Source organism: Streptomyces sp. TLI_185 (genome assembly GCF_003814765.1).
GTDB lineage: Bacteria > Actinomycetota > Actinomycetes > Streptomycetales > Streptomycetaceae > Streptomyces.
This window is the reverse complement of record NZ_RKRB01000001.1, coordinates 3,086,441-3,105,257: the sequence shown is the minus strand read 5'-3', so window position 1 is coordinate 3,105,257 and position 18,817 is coordinate 3,086,441. Positions and strand designations below refer to the sequence as shown.

Here is an 18,817-nt window from a genome sequence, read left to right as displayed (position 1 = left end):
GACAGGGCCGCCGCCTTCGTGTATCCGGCGGGCTACTGCACCCCGGCCGTCTTGCCCGGCAGCCGCTGCCCCGGGTTCGGCAGCAGGATCTCCTTGCCGTCGGTACCCACGACCTTCCGGTCGCCCAGCGGCTGGTCCAGTTGCACCGTCTTGTCGATCGCCTTGGCGATCATGATGCAGATCTTGCCCTTCCAGGGCGTCTCGGTCACTTTCACGGTCACCTTGTCGGAGCTCTCACTCGCCGTCGCCTTGTAGTCGGCGCACACACCGCCGGTGAAGCCCAGGCTCAGCTCCTTGCCGTCGGTGGTGTAGTAGTCCACCTCGACGTCACGGGTGGCCGGCGCCGAGGTGGGCCCGCCACTCGACGCGGTCGCCGGCGGAGTGGGCTCCCCGGACGGCGTCGTCGAGTTCGAGGCCAGGTACTTCGGGTCGACGGCCGGATACGTCACCGTGAAGCCGTTCTGCGCGCCGGCGCCCTTCACCTGGAACAGCCAGGACGGCACCAGAGCCTGCCGCCCGTTCACCGCATGCACGGCCAGCCCGAAGACCGCACCGCCGACGGTGACGGTCTGCTTCGCCGGCGTCGCGCCCGCCCCGGACGTCGACTGCCCGCACGGCGCCTCCAGCCGGTCCTTCAGCGGTACGGGGCTGGCGCAGCCGCCGATGCCCATGCGGTGGTCGGGCGTGGGTGCCGAGTTCATCAGGTCCAGCGTCTTCCGCGCACCCAGCACGGGGTACGTGTCGCCCTTCACCGGCGCCTTCAACTGCCCGCTGCCGCCGACCACTTCACCCCGGGCGCTGACGGTCAGCCCGGTCGTCCAGCCGTACGTGGGCAGCCCGCCGACCAAGGGGTTCGCGTTCACCACCCGCTGGGCGCCCATGACCTGGCTCGCGTCCACCTTCGCGTCGTCCTGGCCGGCCGCCTTCAGCACCGGCGCCGCGGCCTTCTTCGCCGCGGCTTCGCTCACCGTGGCGCCGGCCGGGTTCGCGGGATCCTTCGTGCACGCGATGACCTTCTGACAGGCGTCGGTGCCGGCCGCGTACCGGTGGAACGTCCATGTCCCCGGCGCCTGCTTGTCCACCACGAGGCTCGGCCCGGATCCGTCCTTGTCCGGCCCGACCTGCCAGGCCTGTCCCTGCGCCACCGGTGTCCCGTCCAGCCCGAGGGCCTCGGCCAGCCGCGCCACCTCGTCCTTGGTGACCTCGCCGGCCGCCCGGTACACGGGCGCCGAGTCCGGCCCGTCGGGCAGGGCACCGGCGGCTTTGTACTGCACGCCGTACGGGTTGGGCTCCCCGGGCGCGATCCCGTTCGTACCCCCCTCGGAGTAACCGTCGAGCGCGAGCGGCGGGGGAGTGGTGCCGTCGCCGGAGGCCCCGGAGCCCGTACGACCGCCGGACCCGCCGGAGGCCGATGCGGCGAGGTACGCCCCGCCGCCTCCCACCAGGAGCACGGCAGCGGCGACGGAGGCGATGAGCACGGGGGAGCGGCGGCGGGACGGGTGGAGCTCCTCCGCGTCCGGATCGGGGGTGGCGTCGGGAATCTCGGAGTCGCCCTCGTCGAACGTCGGAGCCTTGGCAACCTCGGTCTCTCCGACGGCCTCGGGCGCCCCGACCACGGCGGTCTCCTCGCCCGCGCCGGTCGCCTCGACCTCGGCGTCCTCCCCCTCGGCCCCGGTCTCCTCCGCGCCGGCTTCCTCTCCAGGAGCGTCCGCATCGCCCTCCGTGGCGCCCGGAGCCTCGGCGCCCACGGCGCCCTGCTCCTCCACGGCACCCTGCTCCTCGGGGGAGCCGACGGCGCCGTTCTCGTCCGGGGCGTCGTTGTCGGGTCGCTCGGTGTTCACCGCATCGCTCCTTCGCCTGCACAGCTGTCCTGTGACCCTGACCCGGCCCTGTCAAAACGGCCTGCTGGAGGGTCGTATCGCACATCCCCTTCGCGGGGGACGGCGATGGGACGCAACGGAGGAGCGCGCGGTTCCCTTCACATGCGCCGGCCCGGCTACCGGGCCGTAGTGGACTACAGACCCGTACTCAGTCTCCGTAGTCCGACATCGAGTCCAGCAGCCGGGCCGACTTCGGCGGCACGATCACGCCGTGGATGAGTGACGGGGAGACCGGGCGGGAAGTGATGCGGTCGGGGGCGGCCCAGTGGGGGACCATCCGGGCGCAGTCGCCGCGCAGCGACGCGAGGTCGCCTTCCAGGTCGACCGGGACCGGGGCATGGACCTTCAGGTTCGTCATAGCGGAACCGTATGCACGCCGAAGCCTGCGAAGAAAGATCTACTATCGGGTAGTTTTGGCCACTTCAGAGCCCGGCTACGACCCGGTAGCGTGAAGTGTCAACCCGTCTCCCACAGGAGAGTCCCCGCCGTGCGCATCGCAGTCACCGGCTCCATCGCCACCGACCACCTCATGACCTTCCCCGGCCGCTTCGCCGACCAGCTCGTCGCGGACCAGTTGCACACGGTCTCGCTTTCCTTCCTGGTCGACAACCTCGACGTACGCCGGGGCGGCGTCGGCGCGAACATCGCCTTCGGCATGGGTCAGCTCGGCACGACCCCGGTCCTGGTCGGCGCCGCCGGCTTCGACTTCGACGAGTACCGCGCCTGGCTGGACCGGCACGGCGTCGACACCGAGTCGGTCCGCATCTCCGAGACCCTGCACACCGCCCGCTTCGTGTGCACGACGGACGCCGACCACAACCAGATCGGCTCCTTCTACACGGGCGCGATGAGCGAGGCCCGGCAGATCGAGCTGAAGACCGTCGCCGACCGCGTGGGCGGCCTCGACCTGGTCCTGATCGGCGCCGACGACCCCGAGGCGATGCTCCGCCACACCGAGGAGTGCCGCTCCCGCCAGATCCCCTTCGCCGCCGACTTCTCCCAGCAGATCGCCCGGATGAACGGCGACGAGATCCGGATACTGCTGGAGGGCGCCACATACCTCTTCTCGAACGAGTACGAGAAGGGCCTGATCGAGTCCAAGACCGGCTGGACGGACGCCGAGATCCTCGCCAAGGTCGGCCACCGCGTCACCACCCTCGGCTCGCGCGGCGTCCGCGTCGAGCGGGTCGGCGAGGACCCGATCGAGGTCGGCTGCGCGGAGGAGGAGCGCAAGGCCGACCCCACGGGCGTCGGCGACGCCTTCCGCGCCGGCTTCCTCTCCGGCCTCGCCTGGGGCGTCTCCCTGGAGCGTGCCGCCCAGGTCGGCTGCATGCTCGCCACGCTCGTCATCGAGACGGTCGGCACCCAGGAGTACCAGCTGCGCCGCGGCCACTTCATGGACCGGTTCGCCAAGGCCTACGGCGACGAGGCCGCCGCGGAGGTCCAGAAGCACCTGGCCTGAGCTACGACACCCGGCGGACCACGTACGCAGCACCGTGGTCCGCCGGCTCCTCACCCACGTACTCCTGGCCCCGCATCTCGCACCATGCCGGGATGTCCAGCCGGGCCGCCTCGTCGTCGGACAGGACACGCACCGTGCCGCCCACCGGCACATCCCCGATGACCTTGGCGAGCTCGATGACGGGTATGGGGCAGCGCTTGCCGAGCGCGTCGACGACCAGGGCGTCGTCCTGCTGCACGGTGGCCGCCGGAACCGGCGCCCCCAGCTTCTCCCGCACCCCCGTCACCGCGGCCGGCAGCACCGCCAGGAACCGCTCGACGTCCTCCTCGGGCGTCCCCATCGGCAGCGAAACCCGCACATTCCCCTCACTCAGCACCCCCATCGCCTTCAGCACATGGCTGGGCGTCAGCGTGCTGCTGGTGCAGGACGACCCGGAGGAAACGGAGAAACCCTCCCGGTCCAGCTCGTGCAGCAATGTCTCCCCGTCGACATAGAGACAGGAGAAGGTGACGATCCCCGGCAGCCGCCGCTCCGGATCTCCGACCACCTCCACGTCCGGCACCGACCGCGGCACCCGCACGCGGATCCGCTCCGTCAGCTCCCGCAGCCGTACCGCCTCTTGTTCGGCCTCCGCCCGCACCGCCCGCAACGAGGCGGCTGCGGCCACGATCCCCGGCAGATTCTCGAACCCGGCGGCCCGCCCCGACTCCCGCTCGTCCGCAGGCCCTTGGGACACGAACCGCACACCTTTTCGTACGACGAGCAGCCCGACCCCCGAGGGCCCGCCCCACTTGTGCGCACTGGCCGTAAGCAGGGACCAGTCACCCCCGACCGGCCCCCACCCCAGCGACTGCGCCGCATCCACCAGCAACGGCACGCCGGACTTCCGGCACACGGCAGCCACTTCGGCCACCGGCTGCTCGGTCCCCACCTCGTGGTTGGCCGACTGGAGACAGGCCAGCGCGGTGTCCGGGCGGAGGGCGTCCGCGTACGACGCCGGCGTCACCCTGCCCTGCCGGTCCACCTCGATCTGCGTGACGCTCCCACCGCCGGCCTCGTGCGCGTCAGCCGCATGGAGCACCGAGGAGTGTTCGACCGCCGACACGATCAGGTGACGCCCAACCCGGTGACGCCCGCCCAACGCCCCAGCAATTCCCGCATGCACGGCCCGGGTCCCGGAAGAGGTGAAAACCAGCTCGTCGGCACGGCACCCCACAGCCTCGGCGGCGGCCTCCCGAGCGGCGTCCAGCAACATCCGCGCGCGCCGCCCTTCCCGATAGAGGCGTGCAGGATCGGCCCATCCCTCATCGAGCGAGGCCAGCAGAGCTTGCCGGGCAACAGGATGAAGAGGAGCACTGGAAGCAGCGTCGAAGTAGCCCACACAGCAACGCTAAACCGCCGTTCACTGCAACGCCCTAAAGGGGCGCGGGGCAATGACATCAGCGGCTCCGCCGCGGGGCGCGACCAGCCCCCACAAACCCGCAGCCGCCAATCCAGCTAACCCGCGGAGTGACTAGGCACCCCTCCCCGCGAACCCGCGGAGGGCGTCGGCTAGGGTTTGGTCCGCATAAACATCCAAACCCCTGCCCGACGCAGGGCGGCGACCGACCACCGAAGAAGGCAGGCCGCAGCCAACCGCGCGGGCGAGACTCTCGGGAAGGCGCTACGTGAGTCCCAACGGCTCCGACCGCTCGCCGCGGCGCCCGATGCGGCGGAAGCTGCTGCAGGCAATGACCGCGGGCCTGGTCCTGGCGACCGCCACCGGTTGCACATACAAGGACTTCCCCCGCCTTGGTATGCCCACCCCGACCACGGAAGAGGCTCCGCGGATCCTCTCCCTGTGGCAGGGGTCCTGGGCTGCCGCGCTCGCCACCGGCGTGCTGGTGTGGGGCCTGATCCTGTGGAGTGCTTTCTTCCACCGGCGCAGCCGCACGAAGGTCGAAGTTCCTCCGCAGACCCGGTACAACATGCCGATCGAGGCGCTGTACACGGTGGTTCCGCTCGTCATCGTCTCGGTGCTGTTCTACTTCACGGCCCGCGACGAGTCGAAGCTGCTCAGCCTCTCCGACAAGCCCGACGTCACCGTGAACGTCGTCGGCTTCCAGTGGAGCTGGGGCTTCAACTACATCGAGCCCGTCGCCGGTTCCACCGGTGACGCGAAGACCGACGAGAACCTGGCCGCCATTCCGGACCGGTTCAAGAAGGAGTTCCCGGCGAACGCCGGCGGTGTCTACGACGTCGGTACGCCGGCCTCGAAGGACCCGAAGACCCACAACCCGGGCCCGACCCTGTGGCTGCCCAAGGGCAAGACGGTCCGCTTCGTCCTGACCTCGCGTGACGTCATCCACTCCTTCTGGGTGGTGCCGTTCCTGATGAAGATGGACGTCATCCCGGGCCACACCAACGCCTTCCAGGTGACCCCCAACAAGGAGGGCACCTTCCTCGGCAAGTGCGCCGAGCTCTGCGGCGTCGACCACTCCCGGATGCTGTTCAACGTGAAGGTCGTCTCCCCGGACCTCTACGAGAAGCACCTCCAGGAACTCGCCAAGAAGGGGCAGACCGGTTACGTTCCCGCCGGCATCGCGCAGACGAGCCACGAGAAGAACCGGGAGACGAACAACCTGTGAGCATCGTCAACGAACCCCAGGGCGCCGCGGCGGAGTCCCACTACGCGGACGAGCTGCCGGTCCGGCGCAAGCAGCCCGGCAACGTCGTGATCAAGTGGCTGACGACCACTGACCACAAGACGATCGGAACGCTGTACCTCGTCACGTCGTTCGCGTTCTTCCTCATCGGCGGCGTCATGGCGCTGCTCATGCGCGCCGAGCTGGCCCGTCCGGGCCTGCAGATCATGTCGAACGAGCAGTTCAACCAGGCGTTCACGATGCACGGCACGATCATGCTGCTGATGTTCGCGACGCCGCTGTTCGCCGGTTTCACGAACTGGATCATGCCGCTGCAGATCGGCGCGCCCGACGTGGCGTTCCCGCGGCTGAACATGTTCGCCTACTGGCTCTACCTGTTCGGCTCGACGATCGCGGTGGGCGGCTTCCTCACCCCGCAGGGCGCGGCCGACTTCGGCTGGTTCGCCTACTCCCCGCTGTCGGACGCCGTCCGCAGCCCGGGCATCGGCGCCGACCTGTGGATCATGGGTCTGGCCTTCTCCGGCTTCGGCACGATCCTCGGTGCGGTCAACTTCATCACCACCATCATCTGCATGCGCGCGCCCGGCATGACCATGTTCCGCATGCCGATCTTCGTGTGGAACGTGCTGCTGACCGCGGTGCTGGTCCTGCTCGCCTTCCCCGTCCTCGCCGCCGCGCTGTTCGCGCTGGAGGCGGATCGGAAATTCGGGGCACATGTCTTCGACGCGGCCAATGGCGGCGCCCTGCTGTGGCAACACCTCTTCTGGTTCTTCGGCCATCCAGAGGTGTACATCATCGCGCTGCCGTTCTTCGGCATCATCTCCGAGGTCATCCCGGTCTTCTCCCGCAAGCCGATGTTCGGCTACATGGGCCTGATCGGCGCGACCATCGCCATCGCGGGTCTGTCCGTGACCGTGTGGGCCCACCACATGTACGTCACCGGCGGTGTACTGCTCCCGTTCTTCTCCTTCATGACGTTCCTCATCGCCGTCCCGACCGGCGTGAAGTTCTTCAACTGGATCGGAACGATGTGGAAGGGGTCCCTGTCCTTCGAGACCCCGATGCTCTGGGCGACGGGCTTCCTGGTCACCTTCACCTTCGGTGGTCTGACCGGTGTCATCCTGGCCTCGCCGCCGATGGACTTCCACGTCTCGGACTCGTACTTCGTGGTGGCCCACTTCCACTACGTCGTCTTCGGCACCGTCGTGTTCGCGATGTTCTCCGGCTTCCACTTCTGGTGGCCGAAGATGACCGGCAAGATGCTCGACGAGCGCCTCGGCAAGATCACTTTCTGGACGCTGTTCATCGGCTTCCACGGCACCTTCCTGGTCCAGCACTGGCTGGGTGCCGAGGGCATGCCGCGCCGTTACGCGGACTACCTCGCGGCCGACGGCTTCACCGCCCTGAACACGATCTCGACGATCAGCTCGTTCCTGCTCGGCATGTCGATCCTGCCGTTCCTCTACAACGTGTGGAAGACGGCCAAGTACGGCAAGAAGGTCGAGGTCGACGACCCGTGGGGCTACGGCCGCTCGCTCGAGTGGGCGACGTCCTGCCCGCCACCGCGGCACAACTTCCTCACCCTGCCGCGGATCCGCAGCGAATCCCCGGCGTTCGACCTGCACCACCCTGAGATCGCCGCTCTCGACCAGCTCGAGAACGCGCCTCACGGTGAGAAGGCTCTGGCTGGTGGCAAGGAGGCCGGCAAGTGAAGGTTCAGGGCAAGATGTTCATGTGGCTGAGCGTCTTCGTCCTCGCCATGGCGGTGGTCTATGGCGTGTGGTCGAAGGAGCCGGTCGGTACCACGGCGCTCTTCCTGTCCTTCGGTCTGTGCATCATGATCGGCTTCTACCTGGGCTTCACGGCCCGGCGGGTCGACGTGGGTGCCATGGACAACAAGGAGGCGGACGTCGCGGACGACGCCGGCGAGGTCGGGTTCTTCAGCCCGCACAGCTGGCAGCCGCTCGCCCTCGGCGTCGGTGGCGCGCTGGCCTTCCTGTCGATCGCGATCGGTTGGTGGCTGCTGTACTTCTCGGCGCCGATCATCATGATCGGCCTGTACGGCTGGGTCTTCGAGTACTACCGCGGTGAGAACCGCACCCAGTAGCACGCGCTGAGCGCATCAGGAGCCCGGACACTCCGTAAGGAGCGTCCGGGCTCCCACTTTTGCCCCAATACCGTTACCTCGTACGGATTACACCGCGCGCCGTCCTTGACGAACGTCCATAGCGTGAGGGACATGAACCACTCTCCGCGCACCCGCACCGTCGTCAGCTGCACTCTGCTGGTGATCGCCCTCGGCGCGGGCGGCACCGCTTGCAGCAGCGGGGGCAACCCGCTGGCCGACAAGCCGTACGACGCGACGGACCAGCTCTCCTTCAACGGCCTCAAAGGCGGCGCGAAGAAAGCCGACCCGGACAAGGCCCTCGAGGTCACCGCAGAGGACGACGGCCGCATCACGGACGTCACCGCCACGGACGCCGCAGGCCGCTTCGTGGCGGGCGAACTCTCCGCCGACGGCACCCGCTGGCACAGCACCTCCCCGCTCGCCGCCAACGCCCACTACACGGTGCGGGTGAGCACGGAGGACGGGGACGGGGCGCCGGGCCGCAAGGTCCTCACCTTCGACACCAGCACCCCCACCACCAAGAAGCGCCTGGACGTGAAGTTCGGGCCCGACTCCGGCGACTACGGCGTCGGCCAGCCCGTCACCGCCCAACTGAACCGGCCCGTCAAGGACAGGACACAGCGCGCCATCGTCGAACGGGCGCTACGAGTGGACTCCGTGCCCGCCGTGCAGGGCGCCTGGCACTGGGTGGACGACAAGGAACTCCACTACCGCCCCAAGGACTACTGGCCCGCCCACGCCACCGTCCAGGTGCACAGCAACCTGGACGGCATCAAGGTCGGCGACCGCCTGTGGGGAGCCAAGAGCAAGCCGCTGAAGCTCACCATCGGCGACAGCATCGTTGCCGTCACCGACGCCTCGGCGCACTCCATGACGGTGTACAAGAACGGCGACGACATCAGGGAACTCCCCGTCACCACCGGCAAGCCGGGCTTCGAGACCCGCAACGGCGTCAAGGTCGTGCTGGGCAAGCAGTCCTTCGTACGCATGCGCAGCGCCACCGTGGGCATCGCCGAAGGCAGCGCCGAATCCTACGACCTGCCCGTCTACTGGGCCACCCGCCTCACCTGGAGCGGCGAGTACGTGCACGCCGCCCCCTGGTCCGTGGGCTCCCAGGGCTACGCCAACGTCAGCCACGGCTGCACCGGCATGAGCACCGCCAACGCCGAATGGTTCTTCAACACCATCCACGAGGGCGACGTGGTGAAGGTCGTCAACTCCAACGGCGACACCATGGAACCCTTCGGCAACGGCTTCGGCGACTGGAACCTGGCCTGGAAGCAGTGGCGCCGGGGCAGCGCCCTCGTAGGCGGCACCCCCGACGGCCCCAGCCCACAGGACGCAGCACGTCTCAGGCCGACGGCGGTGTAGCGCCCCAAAGGGGCGCGGGGCTGTGTCGATATGCGGCTCCGCCACGTGGGCGCGACAAGCCACAACGGGCCCGCAGCCGCGAGAATCCCGCACCCCCGAGCTACTAGGCGCTCTGCTGAAGCGCCTTCTGCCGCAACAGAGAAGCCAACGCGGCCGCGAACTCCACCGGCTCCACCGGCAAGGTGACCGCCGCATCAGCCCGACTCCACGTGGCCAGCCACGCATCTTGAGGCCGCCCGATGAGCAGAAGCACCGGCGGGCAGTTGAACACCTCGTCCTTGATCTGCCGGCACACCCCCATGCCCCCCATGGGCACCGCCTCGCCGTCCAGGACGCAGACGTCGATCCCGCCCCGGTCCAGCTCCTTGATGACGGCGGCCGGCGTCGCACACTCCAGGAACTCGACGACGGGAACGTCGGGAGCGGGCCTGCGCCCGGTCGCGAGCCGCACCTGTTCGCGGGTGTTGGAGTCGTCGCTGTAGACCAGCACCGTGGCGGTCGGCTGCATAGTTCCTCCGAGACGTCAGCGTCGTACGGAAAGGCCCGATGGGGCGGATGTTACTCCGTTCAACACCACGTCAACACCGGTATGGACGGGAGCAACACTCCGAACGGCACCCCCCGGAGTGAGGGCGGGATAAGCGACCGACATAATGTCGGTCGTGGCGACAGCAACGACAGTAGAAACCGGGCACGCGCACCCGTCGGTCAACCGGCCGAACCTCACCAGCGTCGGAACCATCATCTGGCTGAGTTCCGAGCTGATGTTCTTCGCGGCCCTCTTCGCGATGTACTTCACCCTGCGATCGGTGACCGGTCCGGATCACTGGAAGGAGATGGCGAGCCATCTCAACCTTCCGTTCTCCGCGACCAACACCACGATCCTGGTGCTCTCCTCCCTCACCTGCCAGCTCGGCGTGTTCGCCGCCGAGCGCGGGGACGTGAAGAAGCTCCGGGGCTGGTTCATCATCACGTTCGTGATGGGTGCGATCTTCATCGGCGGTCAGATCTTCGAGTACACGGAGCTGGTGAAGGAGGACGGGCTCTCCCTGTCCTCCGACCCGTACGGCTCGGTGTTCTACCTGACCACCGGGTTCCACGGCATGCACGTGACGGGCGGCCTCATCGCCTTCCTGTTCGTTCTCGGCCGCACCTACGCGGCCAAGAGGTTCACCCACGAGCAGGCGACCGCGGCCATCGTCGTGTCCTACTACTGGCACTTCGTCGATGTCGTGTGGATCGGCCTCTTCGCCACGATCTACCTGATCAAGTAGCCGGGCCCGTTCCCGCGTGCGCCCGTGAGGCGCACAACCCACAAGCATCGACGCAGAAGATCCTGACACCGGGGTAATCCGTGAAAAAGCTCTCCGCACGACGACGCCATCCCATGGCGGCTCTCGTCGTCCTACTCCTCGCGCTGGCATGCACCGGGGGGCTGTACGCCGCGTTCGCACCCGCGAGCAGGGCGCAGGCCGATGACACCGCCCAGTCTCTCGCCATCGACGAGGGCAAGAAGCTCTACTCCGTGGGCTGCGCCAGCTGCCACGGCACCGGCGGTCAGGGCACCACCGACGGTCCGAGCCTCGTCGGCGTGGGCGCCGCGGCCGTCGACTTCCAGGTCGGCACCGGCCGTATGCCGGCCCAGCAGCCGGGCGCTCAGGTCCCGAAGAAGAAGGTCATCTACACGCAGGCCGAGATCGACCAGCTCGCCGCGTACATCTCCTCCCTCGGCGCCGGCCCCTCCATCCCGACGAAGGCGCAGTACGGCCCGGACGGTGCCGACATCGCCAAGGGTGGCGAGCTGTTCCGCACCAACTGCGCGCAGTGCCACAACTTCACCGGCAAGGGCGGTGCGCTGACGCACGGCAAGTTCGCGCCCAGCCTCGAGGGCGTCGACCCGAAGCACATCTACGAGGCCATGCAGACCGGCCCCCAGAACATGCCGTCGTTCCCCGACACCACGATGTCGGAGCAGAACAAGAAGGACATCATCGCGTACCTGAACGCGGTCAACGGTGACGACACCGAGAGCCCCGGCGGCCTTGAGCTGGGCGGACTCGGCCCGGTCTCCGAGGGCCTGTTCGCCTGGATCTTCGGACTCGGCGCGCTGATCGCGGTCGCCGTCTGGGTCGCCGCTCGGACCGCAAAGGCCAAGAAGTCATGAGTAGCCAAGACATTCCAGAAGAGAACCTGCCTGCCGAGCACTCCGCAGGACACAACGAGCACGGCGAGCACGGTGCGGTGACCGTCGCGGACGAGAAGAACCCGTTCGCGGACCCCGGTCTGCCGCCCCACGAGCACCGGGTGCAGGACATCGACGAGCGGGCCGCCAAGCGGTCCGAGCGTGTGGTGGCCATGCTGTTCACGGTCTCGATGCTGGCCACGGTCGGGTTCATCGCCTCGTACGTGGCGATCCCGCACGACAAGTCGATCTTCGTGTTCCCGATCGGCCACATCAACGCGCTGAACTTCGCGCTCGGCCTGACCCTGGGCCTGGCGCTGTTCGCCATCGGCGCGGGCGCGGTCCACTGGGCCCGCACCCTGATGTCCGATGTGGAGATCGCCGATGAGCGGCACCCGATCGAGGCGTCCCCCGAGGTCAAGGCCAAGGTCATGGCCGACTTCAAGGAGGGCGCCAAGGAGTCCGCGCTCGGCCGCCGCAAGCTCATCCGCAACACGATGTTCGGTGCGCTGGCCCTGTTCCCGCTCTCCGGCGTCATGCTGCTGCGCGACCTCGGACCGCTGCCGGGGACCAAGCTCCGCCACACGCTGTGGTCCAAGGGCAAGCTGCTCGTCAACATGAACACCAACGAGCCGCTGCGTGCCTCCGACGTCGCGGTCGGCTCGCTCACCTTCGCCAAGCCCGAGGGCCTGGAGGAGCACGACGAGAACTTCCAGACCGAGATCGCCAAGGCGGCCCTGATGATCGTCCGGATCCAGCCGGACAACATCAAGGACAAGCGCGAGCTCGAGTGGTCGCACGAGGGCATCGTGGCGTACTCGAAGATCTGCACCCACGTCGGTTGCCCGATCTCCCTGTACGAGCAGCAGACGCACCACGTGCTGTGCCCCTGCCACCAGTCCACCTTCGACCTGTCCGACGGTGCCCGGGTGATCTTCGGCCCCGCCGGTCACGCCCTGCCGCAGCTGCGCATCGGCGTGAACGACCAGGGCTACCTCGAGGCGCTCGGCGACTTCGAAGAGCCCGTCGGTCCTGCATTCTGGGAGCGCGGATGAGCACCAACGAGAACACCGAGTCCCGGCGCGGCAAAGCGCCGGCCGGCGAGCGCGTCGCCGACTGGGCCGACGGCCGGCTGGGGATCTACTCCCTGGCCAAGACCAACATGCGCAAGATCTTCCCCGACCACTGGTCGTTCATGTTGGGCGAAGTGTGCATGTACAGCTTCATCATCCTCATCCTCACGGGTGTGTATCTGACGCTGTTCTTCCACCCGTCGATGAACGAGGTGGAGTACCACGGCAGCTACATCCCGCTGCAGGGCCAGATGATGTCCGAGGCGTTCAACTCGACCCTGCACATCTCCTTCGATGTGCGCGGTGGTCTGCTGATCCGGCAGATCCACCACTGGGCCGCGCTGATCTTCCTCGCGGGCATGTTCGTGCACATGATGCGCGTGTTCTTCACCGGCGCGTTCCGCAAGCCGCGTGAGGTCAACTGGCTGTTCGGCTTCCTGCTGCTCGTCCTGGGCATGTTCACCGGCTTCACCGGTTACTCGCTCCCGGACGACCTGCTCTCCGGCACCGGTGTCCGCTTCATGGAGGGCGCGATCCTGTCCGTGCCGGTCGTCGGCACGTACCTGTCGATGTTCCTCTTCGGCGGCGAGTTCCCCGGCGGCGACTTCGTGGCCCGGTTCTACTCGGTCCACATCCTGCTGCTGCCGGGCATCATGCTCGGCCTGATGGTGGGCCACCTGATCCTGGTCTTCTACCACAAGCACACGCAGTTCGCGGGCCCCGGAAAGACGAACAACAACGTCGTCGGCATGCCGCTGCTGCCGGTGTACATGGCGAAGGCCGGAGGCTTCTTCTTCCTGGTCTTCGGCGTCATCACGGCCATCGCGGCCATCGCCTCGATCAACCCGATCTGGGCCATGGGCCCCTACCGTCCGGACCAGGTGTCCACCGGCGCCCAGCCCGACTGGTACATGGGCTTCTCCGAGGGTCTGATCCGTACGATGCCGGGCTGGGAGATCAACCTCTGGGGCCACACGCTCGTCCTGGGCGTGTTCATCCCGCTGGTGATCTTCCCGCTGGTCCTGGTCGCGATCGCGGTCTACCCGTTCATCGAGTCCTGGGTCACCGGCGACAAGCGCGAGCACCACATCCTGGACCGTCCGCGCAACGCCCCGACGCGTACGGCGTTCGGTGCCGCGTGGATCTCCTGGTACTTCGTGCTGATGGTCGGTGGCGGCAACGACCTGTGGGCCACGCACTTCCACCTGTCGATCAACGCGATCACCTGGTTCGTGCGCGTCGGCTTCTTCGTCGTGCCGGTGCTCACGTTCGTCGCCACCAAGCGGATCTGCCTCGGCCTGCAGCGCCGGGACAAGGACAAGGTGCTGCACGGCCGCGAGTCGGGCATCATCAAGCGCCTGCCGCACGGTGAGTTCATCGAGGTGCACGAGCCCCTCAGCCAGGACGCCCTGCACACCCTCACGGCGCACGAGCAGTACAAGCCGGCCGAGATCGGCCCGACGGTCGACGAGAACGGCGTCGAGCGCAAGGTCAAGGGCTCCGAGCGGCTGCGCGCCAAGCTCAGCGAGGCGTACTACGGCGAGGAGTCCCAGATTCCGAAGCCGACCGTCGAGGAGTACAGGGAGATCACGAGCGGCCACGGCCACCACTGATCGCTGCGGCTCGCCACGCCACGGCAGAAGGGCCCCCGTCCGGTCTTCGGACGGGGGCCCTTTTCCATGCCGTGAGCTGGATAGGGTGGCCTCACACTCGTTTCTTCTTCTACGACGACCAGGAGCGGCCTTATGAGCGCTGTGACCCCCGCTGGAGGCGACACCGCGGCGGGCCGTTCCTGGCCCCTGTTGCTGAACGGCCTGCTGGGCGGCCAGGACCTCACGGCGGACGACACGGCCTGGGCGATGGACCTGATCATGCGCGGCGAGGCGACCGACGCGCAGATCGCCGGGTTCGCGGTGGCGCTGCGCGCCAAGGGCGAGACGGTCGAGGAGATCACCGGACTGGTCCGGACGATGTACGAGCACGCGAACGTGATCGAGGTGCCGGGCCGGACCGTCGACATCGTCGGCACGGGCGGTGACGGCGCGAAGACGGTGAACATCTCCACGATGTCGGCGATCGTCATCGCCGGCACGGGCGCCAAGGTCGTCAAGCACGGCAACCGGGCCGCCTCCTCCGCGTCCGGCGCCTCGGACGTCCTGGAGAAGCTGGGCGTCAATCTGGAACTGACGCCGAAGCGGGTTGCGGAGGTCGCCGAGGAAGCCGGCATCACGTTCTGCTTCGCCATCAAGTTCCACCCGGCACTGCGTCATGTGGCCGCCGCACGCGGCCAGTTGGGCATCCGTACGACCTTCAACGCCCTGGGTCCGCTGACCAACCCGGCGAAGGTGAAGGCTCAGGCGGTGGGCGTCGCCGACCCGCGCCTGGCGCCCCTCATCGCGGGCGTCCTGGCCGAGCGCGGCAACTCCTCCCTCGTCTTCCGCGGCGACGACGGCTTCGACGAACTGACCACGACAGCAACCTCGCGGGTCTGGATCGTCCGCGACGGCAAGGTCACCGAGGAGACCTTCGACCCGCGGGACGTCGGCATCGAGCTGGTCCCCGTGGAGGCCCTGCGGGGCGCCGACCCGTCGTACAACGCGGAGGTCGCCCGCAGGCTCCTCGACGGCGAGACGGGTCCCGTACGGGACGCCGTACTGCTGAACTCGGCGGCCGCGCTCGTGGCCCTCGACCCGGGCCCCGGGACCCTCGCCGAGCAGATCCGGGCCGGCATGGACAAGGCGGCGCAGTCGATCGACTCCGGCGCGGCCAAGCGGGTCCTGGAGCGCTGGGTGGCGGCCAGCAACGCATAGCAGGGGAGTGCGGTCCCGTAATTCGGACACGAGTTGCGGGACCGCGATCACTTCACGTACGTTCCTGTTCAGGTCATGAGTGACAGTCATGAGGCCCCGGCCGACTGTCCGGCAACCCTCCGTCCGTGGCGGGGTGCCCCGGGTGAAGACCAGGCCGTAGGCAGCGAGGTCTACGGCAAGCGCGGGCCCCTCTCGACACCAGGGGTCCTGGTCGTTCGAGGGAGTCTTCTGTGAGCAAGCGAATGCGATAGGGCGTAGAGCCCCGCCTCCGCATACCCCTTTCACCTTCTCCCGTGCCGTCGACGCAATCGTCCGGTACGGCGATTCCGCTCACCCCTCACAGGAGTTCGCCATGTCTGTCTCCACCGCTGCCACCGCCCAGACCGTTTGTGCGCCCCTGCCCGTTCTCGGCCGGGATGTCACCGTCCCGCTCGTCACGGGCGGCGAAGTCACCTACGCCGCGCTCGACTACGCGGCCAGCGCCCCCGCCCTCCAGCGCGTCTGGGACGACGTGGCCGCCTACGCGCCCTACTACGGCAGCGTCCACCGCGGCGCCGGCTACCTCTCCCAGCTGTCGACCGACCTCTTCGAGAACGCCCGCCGGACCGTTGCCGAGTTCCTGGACTGCCGGGCCGACGACCAGCTGATCTTCACCCGCTCCACGACGGACTCCCTCAACCTGCTGGCGCAGGCGCTCCCGGCCGACAGCCAGGTCTTCGTCTTCGAGACCGAGCACCACGCCAGCCTGCTGCCCTGGAGGGATGCCCGGGTCACCTGCCTCGACGCCCCGCGCACCCCGCAGCAGGCCGTCGAGACCCTGGAGCGCGCCCTCGCCGACCGCGACCCATACGGCCCGGCCCTGGTCTGCGTCACCGGCGCCTCGAACGTCACCGGCGAGCTGTGGCCGGTGCGCGAGCTCGCCGCTGCCGCCCATGCGCACGGCGCCCGTATCGTCCTGGACGCCGCCCAGCTCGCCCCGCACCACCCGGTCTCCGTGCAGGACCTCGACGTCGACTGGGTCGCCTTCTCCGGCCACAAGCTGTACGCGCCCTTCGGCTCCGGCGTGCTGGCCGGCCGCGCCGACTGGCTGCAGGCCGCCGACCCCTATCTCGCGGGCGGCGGCGCCAGCCGCAAGGTCACCCGGCGCGAGGACGGCGGTGTGGACGTGGAGTGGCACGACAGCGCCGCCCGCCACGAGGCCGGCTCCCCGAACGTGATCGGCGCCTACTCCATCGCCTCCGCCTGCAAGGCGCTCACCGAGGCCGGCTTCGACACGCTGGTCGCCCGCGAGCAGCACCTGATCGACACCGTCAGGGCGGGCCTCGCCGAGGTGCCCGACGTGCGGATCCTCTCCCTCTTCGGCGACGACGCCCCCCGCGTGGGCGTGATCTCCTTCGTCGTCGAGGGCTGGAACAGCTCGCACTTCGCCGCCGCGCTCTCCGCCGAGTACGGCATCGGCGTCCGCGACGGCCTCTTCTGCGCCCACCCGCTGGTCCGCACTCTCCTGGGCAGCGACCCGCAGACCCAGGGCGAGTGCGGCGCTCCCGAGGCCGCCCCCGGCGAAAGGTCCCTCAACGCCATCCGCGTCAGCTTCGGCGCCGGCACCCCCGACGAACACGTCGAGCGCTTCGTCACCGCCGTGAAGGAACTGGTGGCGGACGGTGCGAAGTGGCAGTACCGCACGGAGGACGGCCGCTGCGTCCCTGCCGTGTGAGCAGCGGCTTTGGTCTTTAGGGGCGCGGGGCTGTATCAATTTGCGGCTCCGCCGCGTGGGCGCGACCAGCCACGACGGACCGGCACTCGCAAACGCTCCGCGCCCCGCAGGCGCCTAGGCGAAGATCACGAATCCAGCCCGATGGCAAATGCGGCCTCAAGGTCGTGCTGCGAGTACGTCCGGAAAGCAACATGTGTATCCGTCGCCTCGACACCGGGAATCTTGCTGATACTGCCCGGGATCACGTCAGCAAGATCCTCATGCTGACTCACCCGCACCATCGCGATCAGGTCGTACGTCCCGGTCACGGAAAAGACTTCACTCACGCTCTCCAGCGAAGCGATCCGTTCCGCGATCTCGGGGATCCGGTCCACGCTGGTCTTGATGAGGACGATCGCGGTGATCACGGCTGGTTCTCTCCCTCGGGGGCCGGAGCTGGGGCGGACCTCACTCTAGCTGTACGGCCGAATCGCACCCAGGCGTAGACGAAGCCCAGGCCGAAGCCCACCAGGTGGGCCAGATAGGCCACCCCCGGCCCCGTCGCCGCATGCCCGGCCGCCAGCCACTGCAGGGCCACCCAGAAGGGCAGCACGATCCAGGCGGGGAAGCGCAGGGGGAGGAAGAAGAGAAACGGCAGAAGACTGGTCACCCGGGCGCCGGGGAAGAGGTAGAGGAAAGCGCCCAGGACCGCGGAGATCGCCCCGGACGCGCCGACCAGGGACTGCTGTGACGTGGAATTGGCCGCCGCGTACCCCAGCAGGGCGAGGTAGCCGCAGCCGACGTAGAAGAGCGTGAACTGGACGCGGCCCATCCGTTCCTCGGTCATCGCCCCGAAGACGTAGAGGAAGAGCATGTTGCCGAGCAGGTGCACCCAGCTGCCGTGGACGAACAGGGCCGTGGCGGGGGTCAGGGCGGCCCTGGGGGAGCCCTGGAACAGCTCGGCCGGGACCACGCCCCAGCGGTGGAAATAGGCGCGCTGGGCGGCGAGCAGCGCGTCGCCGGAGCCGTGGACCGGATTGAGGCCCGCTGCCGGGCCGGTCACGAAGAGCAGACAGCACAGAGTGATCAGCGTGTACGTCATGGGCGCCGAGGGGCGCCGGATCGCTCTGCCGACGGTCGCGCTCCACTTGCCGATCATGAACACAGAGCATGACGTAACGGGACGCAGTCGCACAGACCGCCTCGCCGCCGTGGACGGGCGGGCGGCGAGTCCGCGCCAGGCCGTAGGGTTACGAGCCACACGCCCAGGGAAGCTGGGGCGTCACTGACAATAGAAGGCCTAGAAGGAAAGAGCACAGGCACGATGACGGTTCCCCTCCCGACCGCCACGACGCGGTGGCGCTGCACCCTCTGCGGCAACCTCACGCGTTTCGACGTGACCCGCTCGTCGAAGGTCGTCGAGTACGTCCACCTCGATCTGGCCGGTGAGCCCAAGGTCGAGGAGCGCGAGGTGGTCAGTGAGACCATCGAGTCGGTGCGCTGTCGCTGGTGCAACGCGGTGGATCAGGTGGAACTCGTGGACAGGCCGGGCGCCGACTCCTGAGGGAGCGGC

At 68.5% G+C, this 18,817-nt stretch carries 18 protein-coding genes and 1 riboswitch; of the genes, 12 read left to right on the top strand and 6 right to left on the bottom strand.

Annotated elements, in window-relative coordinates; all coding sequences use genetic code 11:
* Window positions 1-32 precede the first annotated feature (32 nt).
* Entirely contained in the window at window positions 33-1,841 is a 1,809-nt protein-coding gene (locus tag EDD92_RS14105) for a hypothetical protein (RefSeq protein WP_123964631.1), read from the bottom strand.
* Window positions 1,842-2,028: 187 nt separating this feature from the next.
* Window positions 2,029-2,238, bottom strand: coding sequence for a hypothetical protein (locus EDD92_RS14100; RefSeq protein ID WP_030932599.1), 210 nt, complete (start codon window positions 2,236-2,238; stop codon window positions 2,029-2,031).
* A 129-nt stretch (window positions 2,239-2,367) separates the two neighbouring features.
* Here EDD92_RS14100 and EDD92_RS14095 point away from each other — a divergent pair, with 129 nt between their 5' ends.
* Window positions 2,368-3,342, top strand: coding sequence for a carbohydrate kinase family protein (locus tag EDD92_RS14095; protein WP_123964630.1), 975 nt, complete (start codon window positions 2,368-2,370; stop codon window positions 3,340-3,342).
* A gap of 1 nt (window position 3,343) precedes the next feature.
* Here EDD92_RS14095 and EDD92_RS14090 read toward each other — a convergent pair whose 3' ends face one another.
* Window positions 3,344-4,723 carry a cysteine desulfurase/sulfurtransferase TusA family protein gene (locus tag EDD92_RS14090; protein ID WP_123964629.1) on the bottom strand — a complete coding sequence of 460 codons (1,380 nt, stop codon included), beginning with the start codon at window positions 4,721-4,723 and terminating at the stop codon, window positions 3,344-3,346.
* A 286-nt stretch (window positions 4,724-5,009) separates the two neighbouring features.
* Here EDD92_RS14090 and coxB point away from each other — a divergent pair, with 286 nt between their 5' ends.
* From coxB to EDD92_RS14070, 4 genes are all read left to right on the top strand, one after another.
* The gene (coxB, locus tag EDD92_RS14085) at window positions 5,010-5,969 is read left to right on the top strand and encodes a cytochrome c oxidase subunit II (RefSeq protein ID WP_123964628.1); all 960 of its coding nucleotides are present in this window, start codon (window positions 5,010-5,012) and stop codon (window positions 5,967-5,969) included.
* Window positions 5,966-7,699 carry a cytochrome c oxidase subunit I gene (ctaD, locus tag EDD92_RS14080; RefSeq protein ID WP_123964627.1) on the top strand — a complete coding sequence of 578 codons (1,734 nt, stop codon included), beginning with the start codon at window positions 5,966-5,968 and terminating at the stop codon, window positions 7,697-7,699. The genes coxB and ctaD overlap by 4 nt, the downstream gene beginning before the upstream one ends.
* Window positions 7,696-8,094 carry a cytochrome c oxidase subunit 4 gene (locus tag EDD92_RS14075; RefSeq protein ID WP_123964626.1) on the top strand — a complete coding sequence of 133 codons (399 nt, stop codon included), beginning with the start codon at window positions 7,696-7,698 and terminating at the stop codon, window positions 8,092-8,094. Before ctaD ends, EDD92_RS14075 begins: the two co-directional genes overlap by 4 nt.
* 132 nt (window positions 8,095-8,226) lie before the next feature.
* Entirely contained in the window at window positions 8,227-9,486 is a 1,260-nt protein-coding gene (locus EDD92_RS14070) for an Ig-like domain-containing protein (RefSeq protein ID WP_123964625.1), read from the top strand.
* A gap of 103 nt (window positions 9,487-9,589) precedes the next feature.
* Here the strand turns inward: EDD92_RS14070 and EDD92_RS14065 are convergent, their stop codons facing one another.
* The gene (locus tag EDD92_RS14065; RefSeq protein WP_099928237.1) at window positions 9,590-9,994 is read right to left on the bottom strand and encodes a response regulator transcription factor; all 405 of its coding nucleotides are present in this window, start codon (window positions 9,992-9,994) and stop codon (window positions 9,590-9,592) included.
* Between the two features lie 145 nt (window positions 9,995-10,139).
* Between EDD92_RS14065 and EDD92_RS14060 the strand changes: the two genes are divergently transcribed.
* The 6 genes from EDD92_RS14060 (at window position 10,140) to EDD92_RS14035 (ending at window position 17,265) form a co-directional block, all read left to right on the top strand.
* Window positions 10,140-10,760, top strand: a complete 621-nt coding sequence (locus EDD92_RS14060) for a heme-copper oxidase subunit III (RefSeq protein ID WP_099928236.1) — start codon at window positions 10,140-10,142, stop codon at window positions 10,758-10,760.
* 80 nt (window positions 10,761-10,840) lie between these two features.
* Entirely contained in the window at window positions 10,841-11,650 is an 810-nt protein-coding gene (locus EDD92_RS14055; protein ID WP_123964624.1) for a c-type cytochrome, read from the top strand.
* Window positions 11,647-12,723, top strand: coding sequence for a ubiquinol-cytochrome c reductase iron-sulfur subunit (locus tag EDD92_RS14050; RefSeq protein WP_123964623.1), 1,077 nt, complete (start codon window positions 11,647-11,649; stop codon window positions 12,721-12,723). The genes EDD92_RS14055 and EDD92_RS14050 overlap by 4 nt, the downstream gene beginning before the upstream one ends.
* Complete coding sequence (locus EDD92_RS14045; protein ID WP_123964622.1) at window positions 12,720-14,354, top strand: cytochrome bc complex cytochrome b subunit; 1,635 nt, start codon at window positions 12,720-12,722, stop codon at window positions 14,352-14,354. The genes EDD92_RS14050 and EDD92_RS14045 overlap by 4 nt, the downstream gene beginning before the upstream one ends.
* Before the next feature lie 132 nt (window positions 14,355-14,486).
* Entirely contained in the window at window positions 14,487-15,551 is a 1,065-nt protein-coding gene (trpD, locus tag EDD92_RS14040) for an anthranilate phosphoribosyltransferase (RefSeq protein WP_123964621.1), read from the top strand.
* 71 nt (window positions 15,552-15,622) lie between these two features.
* A riboswitch (SAM riboswitch) is annotated at window positions 15,623-15,739 on the top strand.
* Between the two features lie 164 nt (window positions 15,740-15,903).
* The gene (locus tag EDD92_RS14035; protein ID WP_123964620.1) at window positions 15,904-17,265 is read left to right on the top strand and encodes an aminotransferase class V-fold PLP-dependent enzyme; all 1,362 of its coding nucleotides are present in this window, start codon (window positions 15,904-15,906) and stop codon (window positions 17,263-17,265) included.
* A gap of 125 nt (window positions 17,266-17,390) precedes the next feature.
* Here the strand turns inward: EDD92_RS14035 and EDD92_RS14030 are convergent, their stop codons facing one another.
* Window positions 17,391-17,672, bottom strand: coding sequence for an Lrp/AsnC family transcriptional regulator (locus EDD92_RS14030; RefSeq protein WP_030932635.1), 282 nt, complete (start codon window positions 17,670-17,672; stop codon window positions 17,391-17,393).
* Window positions 17,669-18,403 carry a rhomboid family intramembrane serine protease gene (locus EDD92_RS14025; RefSeq protein ID WP_123964619.1) on the bottom strand — a complete coding sequence of 245 codons (735 nt, stop codon included), beginning with the start codon at window positions 18,401-18,403 and terminating at the stop codon, window positions 17,669-17,671. Before EDD92_RS14025 ends, EDD92_RS14030 begins: the two co-directional genes overlap by 4 nt.
* Before the next feature lie 165 nt (window positions 18,404-18,568).
* Here EDD92_RS14025 and EDD92_RS14020 point away from each other — a divergent pair, with 165 nt between their 5' ends.
* Window positions 18,569-18,808, top strand: coding sequence for a hypothetical protein (locus tag EDD92_RS14020; protein ID WP_009309707.1), 240 nt, complete (start codon window positions 18,569-18,571; stop codon window positions 18,806-18,808).
* Window positions 18,809-18,817: the final 9 nt, after the last annotated feature.

Coding starts and splice junctions, on each gene's coding strand:
- EDD92_RS14100 (WP_030932599.1), bottom strand. CDS start 2,238: ATGACGAACCTGAAGGTCCATGCCCCGGTCCCGGTCGACCTGGAAGGC.
- EDD92_RS14070 (WP_123964625.1), top strand. CDS start 8,227: ATGAACCACTCTCCGCGCACCCGCACCGTCGTCAGCTGCACTCTGCTG.
- EDD92_RS14065 (WP_099928237.1), bottom strand. CDS start 9,994: ATGCAGCCGACCGCCACGGTGCTGGTCTACAGCGACGACTCCAACACC.
- EDD92_RS14060 (WP_099928236.1), top strand. CDS start 10,140: ATGTCGGTCGTGGCGACAGCAACGACAGTAGAAACCGGGCACGCGCAC.
- EDD92_RS14050 (WP_123964623.1), top strand. CDS start 11,647: ATGAGTAGCCAAGACATTCCAGAAGAGAACCTGCCTGCCGAGCACTCC.
- EDD92_RS14045 (WP_123964622.1), top strand. CDS start 12,720: ATGAGCACCAACGAGAACACCGAGTCCCGGCGCGGCAAAGCGCCGGCC.
- trpD (WP_123964621.1), top strand. CDS start 14,487: ATGAGCGCTGTGACCCCCGCTGGAGGCGACACCGCGGCGGGCCGTTCC.
- EDD92_RS14035 (WP_123964620.1), top strand. CDS start 15,904: ATGTCTGTCTCCACCGCTGCCACCGCCCAGACCGTTTGTGCGCCCCTG.
- EDD92_RS14025 (WP_123964619.1), bottom strand. CDS start 18,403: ATGATCGGCAAGTGGAGCGCGACCGTCGGCAGAGCGATCCGGCGCCCC.
- EDD92_RS14020 (WP_009309707.1), top strand. CDS start 18,569: ATGACGGTTCCCCTCCCGACCGCCACGACGCGGTGGCGCTGCACCCTC.